We start from the raw sequence: 1,614 nt of genomic DNA, 5'->3' as shown, positions 1-1,614 counted from the left end.
TATTCTTTTAGATTATTTCCAAAAGAGAAACAAAAAGCAGCATACGGATCGGAATCCTTTAATTTTATAAAATCCTCATGGCTGATCCATCTGCGCTCATTTTTGAATTTTCCATGCACGGCCATGTTAAAGGCTTTATGTACCAGCGGATCGAGTTCGTTATAAATTACGTGTTCAAACTTTCCGCTTTCTACTGCGCAATGTGTGATCGCCCCGCCACCTCCGAAAACGTCATATAAATTCTCACACGCAGGAATATGACTTATAACCCACTGTGCGATCTGATTTTTACTGCCTTTGTATGGCATACCGTAACGCATTTTTAACCTCGCTTTTAAAAGTGATTTATATCACTTCTATTTAAAATTATTTATTCTTTGCTCTGCCTCCTGGTAGATCTGCAGGAGGCTGTTATATTTAACTTTCAATAAGTCGTATTCTTTAGCCTGATTTAAAAGCTGTTCTGATAATCGCTTAAAATCTTTTCTGTTGTCGCAATAGCGTTGATTTGCTCCGGCTGTCTTAATTCCGGCGTGAGTTCCGGCATTGTCGGGCAACTGCACTTTGTTGGCACCTGGATCGTGTGACTGCTGCAACCTGTTAATACTAACAGTGTAAGCACGATCAATATCCTGCTTTTGATTTTCTGCATAAGATAAAACCTCATTTACTTTGTTTTTTAATTCTTTTTGCGTATCAATTTTTTTTATTAAATACTCGTTTTCTAATTGAAGTGATTTAATTTCGATTTGTTTAATCTCGTTTCTGTAGTAGTCACCAGATACTTTTTGACCAGTCATAAAACCTGTACCAAAAGTTACTACAAAAACAAACAAAACCGAAATTATTTTTAATTTGTCTGATATAAACATTTTATAACCCTTTTAAAAAATTACAAAATCTCTTTTGATTATAAGAGTTTATATTATCTACTACAAACAAAAATAAAAACCCCGTCACAAGACAGGGTAAAAAATCATTATTAACTGTTTTTCAGTATAGATAACGCCTGTAACAGCTGCAATAAAGAAACAAGATCGGATCTTTTGATTTGCTGGGCGTATTCAATCGCACGTTTAAGGCGGTTTTCATCAAGGCTATATATACTTTTCTTAACTTGATTTAGGTCAATCAGACAAAGACATAAATCACATAAAGCATGATTGCTGCTTTTAATTTGTGGAATAAATCTTTCTAATTCACGTTGTATTTTCAACTTAAAAAAAGCTCTCTTTCTGCTTTCCTGCGTGTTTCAAGGCCTTTTTGTCTGATTTTGACTTTCTCTCCGTCAACGGTTTTTGTAATATATACCCATCTAGGGAACTCGTCAGCGGCTCCTGCATAGTCACCAGCTTTAAGTTTTTTGTATAAAGTGGAAAAGATAAAAGCTGAAAAACCTAGATTAAAAATAAAACTGATACACGCATCAAATTGATTCTGATTCAGTGTTAAGTGATCGTGTTCTATTGAGTAATTTAATTTACTTTCAAATTTTTTGAGATCTTGCTTTAGTAAATTTTCAGCCTCGCCCTCTGTGATAACCATGCCTTGTTTTACATCTTCACCGCAGTGACCATATCCAACTGTGAGCTTATTTGCAGGACATAGATAAGA

General features: G+C 34.7%; 3 protein-coding genes. All 3 read right to left on the bottom strand.

The window, feature by feature from the left end:
- On the bottom strand, positions 1–320 hold a 320-nt coding region (locus tag ACJML3_RS03900), incomplete at its 3' end, for a DNA adenine methylase (protein ID WP_406020799.1).
- Between the two features lie 36 nt (positions 321–356).
- Complete coding sequence (locus tag ACJML3_RS03895; protein WP_405314962.1) at positions 357–872, bottom strand: hypothetical protein; 516 nt, start codon at positions 870–872, stop codon at positions 357–359.
- Positions 873–1,212: 340 nt separating this feature from the next.
- A partial coding sequence (locus ACJML3_RS03890) for a lysozyme (protein WP_406020797.1) occupies positions 1,213–1,614 on the bottom strand: 402 nt, incomplete at its 5' end.

The organism is Succinivibrio sp., assembly GCF_045124615.1.
Lineage (GTDB): Bacteria > Pseudomonadota > Gammaproteobacteria > Enterobacterales > Succinivibrionaceae > Succinivibrio > Succinivibrio faecicola.
The sequence above is the reverse complement of the archived record's forward strand: the minus strand, read 5'-3'. Positions and strand labels throughout refer to the sequence as shown.